This is a genomic window from Acinetobacter indicus CIP 110367 (genome assembly GCF_000488255.1).
In the GTDB taxonomy this organism is placed as follows: Bacteria; Pseudomonadota; Gammaproteobacteria; order Pseudomonadales; family Moraxellaceae; genus Acinetobacter; species Acinetobacter indicus.
Map to the genome: position 1 here is coordinate 1 of NZ_KI530747.1, position 5,392 is coordinate 5,392.

At 35.9% G+C, this 5,392-nt stretch carries 4 protein-coding genes and 2 pseudogenes; 3 read left to right on the forward strand and 3 right to left on the reverse strand.

Annotation, left to right across the window (positions count from 1 at the left end; translation table 11 throughout):
• Window positions 1–687: 687 nt before the first annotated feature.
• Both P253_RS04615 and P253_RS04620 read left to right on the forward strand, forming a co-directional pair.
• A complete protein-coding gene (locus tag P253_RS04615; RefSeq protein WP_016658930.1) occupies window positions 688–1,398 on the forward strand; it encodes a hypothetical protein in 711 nt (236 codons plus the stop codon).
• Window positions 1,399–1,410: 12 nt separating this feature from the next.
• The gene (locus P253_RS04620; protein WP_016658929.1) at window positions 1,411–2,517 is read left to right on the forward strand and encodes an XRE family transcriptional regulator; all 1,107 of its coding nucleotides are present in this window, start codon (window positions 1,411–1,413) and stop codon (window positions 2,515–2,517) included.
• A gap of 94 nt (window positions 2,518–2,611) precedes the next feature.
• On the opposite strand, the gene P253_RS04625 is transcribed toward P253_RS04620, so the two are convergent.
• The gene (locus P253_RS04625; protein ID WP_016658928.1) at window positions 2,612–3,172 is read right to left on the reverse strand and encodes a recombinase family protein; all 561 of its coding nucleotides are present in this window, start codon (window positions 3,170–3,172) and stop codon (window positions 2,612–2,614) included.
• A 268-nt stretch (window positions 3,173–3,440) separates the two neighbouring features.
• Between P253_RS04625 and P253_RS04630 the strand changes: the two are divergent.
• A pseudogene (locus P253_RS04630) lies at window positions 3,441–3,709 on the forward strand (type II toxin-antitoxin system Phd/YefM family antitoxin).
• Window positions 3,710–3,848: 139 nt separating this feature from the next.
• On the opposite strand, the pseudogene P253_RS15985 reads toward P253_RS04630, so the two are convergent.
• Window positions 3,849–4,238, reverse strand: a pseudogene (locus tag P253_RS15985) (DinB/UmuC family translesion DNA polymerase); the annotation flags it as partial.
• A gap of 141 nt (window positions 4,239–4,379) precedes the next feature.
• Window positions 4,380–5,294 (reverse strand): replication initiation protein RepM, encoded by a 915-nt coding sequence (gene repM / locus P253_RS04640; protein WP_016658926.1) that lies wholly within the window; start codon window positions 5,292–5,294, stop codon window positions 4,380–4,382.
• Window positions 5,295–5,392 lie beyond the last annotated feature (98 nt).

Here is a 5,392-nt window from a genome sequence, read left to right on the forward strand (position 1 = left end):
GGTGGAGTAGTAAGTGAATTAGTCAAGCATCATGCTGCGTTACGGGCTGGTATGAGTGATGAGCCTGAAAGCGAGCTAGCTAAGCAACATGTTGCCACTTTAAAAAGAGAAAAAATTAAGAAAAATAATACAAAAAAATCAGGAGATAACTGACTTATCCTGATCAGCGGCTAATAATCTATTATGTTAATTTATATAAAATTAACATAATAGACGTCATTCGAAATTATTTTAGATTTAATAACTTATATTCTCTATAGCTCCAAACTTTAAATGGTTTGGGTCTTTTTAAGATATTTCATCTCTAGGTTACTGGAGGCGAGCTAACTTATAAATATTTGCAAAATGGCGCCTGTGAAAACAAAGAGATTTCACAAAAATTCTGCATCAAAAAATACATAATTAAGAAAAATATGGCACCTACAATGAGTAAGTTAAGGCCACTTAACTTCCAATCAGTAACATCATTGTTACCGCATTTACCGCAGTAGTAATAGTAACCCTTAATTCTTGCCCCACATTCGGGACAGTTTTTATGATTGATAAAAAATCTACTCATTTGCATTCCCCAAATTTTAATAATGTTGTTTTGAGAGGAATCTATCACAGTTTTCAAGTAATGTCTTTTTTATAACATCAAATGATGTTATAAAAAAGACATTCGTTACTCTTTAGGATATTTCCGTTATGAATTTTAATCTTCTTGATGAAGAATCGATCCAACCGTCTGAACCCACACCATGTGACTTCTTTACTGGTACAGAAGCAAACTTTATAGCAAAAAAGCTCGGATTGCCGGATCTCGATTTAGTAAGGGAAGCTATCATGATTGGTGATGCTGACTTTAGAACCAATACAGTTTTCAATAAAGCCAGATTTATTGGCCGTTGGGGTAAAATTGGTGAACAGCTAGCTCTACTACTTAGGAAATCTGATTCGGCTTGGGTTTTCCATAACGAAAGCCAACCTCGTATCGAGAATACAGCCAAGAAGATACAAATTATCTTTATGACCGGTAACCTAGCATTAGGTCATAAAGATCATGTTCTATCAGCATATTGTGAAAAAGGTTATATGACCTTAAAAAATATAAAAGAGAACCAGTCTACCTACGATGATGAGACAAAATTACGCACCTGGATTGTTTACTTTCCTTCAGCTTCGCATCCAGCATATAAAGAAAGTGATATTCCAAAAATTCCATTTGAAATCGCCTACCCTACGAGTTTTGTACAGACCCCAACCAAGTCAAAAATTTCAATTTTGCCAAGCAACCACACTTGCAGAATCGCATTTGAAATAGATAATACTCTCCCAATCAAAACCGATCCAAAGCCAGTATTGGAGCCATCTGATGAGATCAAACCAGATGATTTCGATATTCAGCTTGTAGTTTAACCTGAGGTTAATGTGTTTAATAAAGATCGTTTACGTATTGCTAAAGAACTGCGTGGACTTAGCAATATCGATTTCGCAGAAAAATTAGGTTGTTCTGTCTCTAAGGTAAAGCAACTTTTGGATATGGATAAAGAAATCAATGAAAATGATCAGCTCGAAATTAGCCGCACATTAAATTTGCCTATGTCATTTTTCACAAGCAATGACACCAAGCCACATGAAACAGACCAGATTTTTTATAGATCTGTTGCTCGAATTAAGGCACAGCATAGAAAAGCTAATGAGGCATATACACTTTTAGCAATTAACATCAATAAATACTTAAATCAAAAAGTGAAGCTACCTATCTTTCAGCGGCCTGATTTAGACATTACTGAGTTTGCAGGTGAATCTAAATATGTTGATCATCTAGCATCAGAGCTAAGGGGCTTATGGACCCTAGGTAACCAGCCGATTAATAATATGGTTTCGCTGTGTGAGCTAAAAGGTATTCGTGTTTTTAGACTCCCTACTGAAATTAGAGATATTGATGCCTTATCATTTTTTGATGATGAAAGTGGTAGTCCTTTTATCTTTCTGAATACCTTCAAGTCTGCTGAAAGAGCCCGTTTTGATTGTGCACATGAACTTGGTCATATCGTTATGCACACGCACAATAAAAGCATTCGAGGTGAAAAAGATAACCGTGTTCTCGAAACTGAGGCCGATCAGTTTGCATCTGAATTTTTAATGCCTACAGATTCATTTTTTGCAACTTCTCCACGCTATTTTTCACTCGAAAATATGATTGAGTATAAAAAGGTATGGCGAACGTCTTTAAAAGCTATAAATTATAAAGCTCATAAATTGGGGCTAATCAGTGACTGGGTTAACCGCAGTAACTCTATGAAGATGAACTCATTAGGTTATAATATTACTGAACCTGAGGAAACACACCGAGATGAAAGTCTGATGTTACCTAAAATTATCTCTGTTTTATCTTCTCAACCATCTTTTGATAAAAATCAAATGCTTGATGAAATTGGTATTTCTGAAGATGATTTTAATCAATTAACATTTAATTCTTTAGCTAAGGTTGATATACCAAAGAAAAAATCTAAATTGTATATTATTGAATAATAATTATGCTGGCCATGACCAGCATAATTTTTTGTGGATTGTGGTGGAAATTCAGAGGACTTTAATTTATTTCATCACTTACTACATTTAAAAGTCAATTTTTCAAATAGCGATATACAGCCTGTCGGCTGATTCCAAATGCATTTGCTAACGCAACTTTCGATGTGTATTTTCCTTCTCTCCATGATTGTCGTAGAGCTTCAGCTAGGTCAGGATTTAATTTATGGACACGACCTTTATATTTCCCCTGAGCAGAGGCAATCTTGATTCCCTCTTTCTGACGTTCCAGAATGATCTCTCGCTCAAATTGAGCAAAAGCCCCCATCAACTGCAACATTAAGTTATCCATGGGAGTAGCTTGGGCTGTGAAAGTAATATTCTCTTTGACAAACTGAATAGCAACTCCCCTTTTTACGAGTTGATCAACTTCAGTCACCAAATCTTTCAGACTTCGAGCAAAACGATCCATAGAGTGAACAACAATCACATCTCCTTCACGAACATAGCTGAGCATTTCCTGGAATTTAGGACGAGCAGTATTTTTACCTGAAGCTTTATCAACAAAAACTCGGTCGACCTCGACTCCCTCAAGTTGACGTCCAATATTTTGGTCAACAGAGCTGACTCTGACATATCCCACCTTGTGACCTTTCATATTGTCCTCGACTGAATGCTTATTTCTATATATTGTAATTAATAAATTTAAGATTTAAAAGTTACATGTAACGTATGGACAAATTTTATTTAAATGAGACATAAATTCTGGGATCTTTTAAATGTTACTTTAGGGTATACAAGGCATCACACCTATTCACTTTTTTAAATGAGGCTATTTTGCAACGGATCTGAAGCTTGTACGTACCAGATTCTATTATTTAGCGTACTAACTTAAGCTTAGTTCAAATAGGATAATCCATGCACGAATGAATGCAGTATTACTGAACTCAAGAAGAGTCCTATGGATACAGTGTTAGCAGGTAAAGGTGAACCTGTAGCGATCCTGAATCGTAATACACCGGCTTTTTACTGTGTTCCGGCTGATGGATATGTAACTATGATGGAACAACTAGAAGACTTGGAACTGAATAAGATTACAGATGTTCGTGCGAATCAAAAACGCATTCGAGTAAATATTGATGACCTATATGAGGCATTCTTTTATCCAGATATAATCTACTTCAATAGTTGTTAATTAAAACTTATTTGAAACTAATAAAAAATTATAATGAAACCAAAATAAAACTAATCGATGAAAAATGTTATTACCCCAAACAAAAGAGTTAATCCCATTTAAAGTAGTTCATGTTCAACTTATCTCGAGTCATCTTCTAGGTTCGATTCGGCAATATGCTAGCACCTAATGCAAGTTTACTTTTACCAAATTTGCCATTAATACTTTCCATAGAGTCCATCAAGGCATCACTGATCTTGATATTCTGCGTGTCTGTGAACATATCATATACTTGGTTTGCCTGTGGTTCGAGATACGTCAGAATCACTCCACATTTCTTGCATGCTATATCCTTTGTATACAAGCCATCAATCATGGCTGTAGCGAGTTTATAGAGCACCAATAATTTGTCGGTAGGTTCTGGTAAAGCTAAGGATAAGGACTTATTGTATTAGGGCTTTGAACTGTCAAATGGGTTTAATTGTACAAAACCAATCAGACAACCACACAGCAAATTATCATCTATGTGGTAGAGCCTCTGCCCAAAAGAAGGCTTTACTGGTAACAGAAACGGTACTTGAACAGTCTGAACAATTAGCAGAAAAGTTTTATGCTGCTTAATTTTTTACAATTAAATTGAAATGATTATAAAACTAGATTAGTTGTATATTAAAACTAATCTAGTTGCATTCTATACCTCAAGACCTAACTCTTTGAGGACACCAGAATATTTTCTTACAACCTCAGCATTTTGTAGTTCAATCAGAAGCCTTTTCTCTAGATCAGCATAGCTTTCCCCTACTACAGCTTTTTGGCTTGCAAATGGATCATGGTGAGCTAGCTTGTTAGCAAAGAATTGAATCTGCTTGTCCGTTAACTTCTTAGCTTTGGGGTGAGTGACTTTCTTAGATTGCTGCTTAGTTGCGAATGTAAATGAGAAGCCACTAATCACACGTCCATTTTTATGTTGCTCATAAGAAGCAATGATATCTGTTAATTCATTAATTTGTTTTAACGCAGTATCGAGTACCCGAACTTTGAAATTCGCCATCTTGACATATTCGCCCTCTGCTAATCCAAGCTTAAAGCGAAAGTCATCTAATTCAAACATAGGTGTCTTGCCAACACTACGCCATTGAATCAACAACTCGTAAAGACGAATTGCATATTTGCTTGTGAGAGAGCTAATCTGTTTAAGCTCATAAGCTGTAAAAGACTTCTCTAGCTGTGTAATCAATGGAATTACATCAGGTGCAAAAGTTAGCTCCACAATCCCAGCCGAATCAACATAAGCTATTTTGGAAACCCAACGTGATTTCACGATCTTTTCCTGTTGAGTCCCCTCATGTATGCACTTGTAACTAAATTTTCGTTCAAATAGGTTGCTAGCTGCATTTTTAAGCCCCTCGTAGGCCGCATGCTTATCTACATTAAACTGCTTCATATAATGATGAGCATGAACCTCTAACGTGCTATTAGCGTCCACATTCTTACTTAATTCTCTTGCCTGTACAATCGCTAAGAGAATCAATCGTTGTTCTGTTGTATCCAAATTATAGCTGGCATTGATTAACGCATTATCCTTAACTACGAGCTCATTTTTCACTGAGGATTCCCCATGTAATTATCCAATTAGCATACATCAATAAATAGTGTAGGCACAAGGTGGGAAAATGTAGACTCAAAGGTGGGAAAATGTAGACT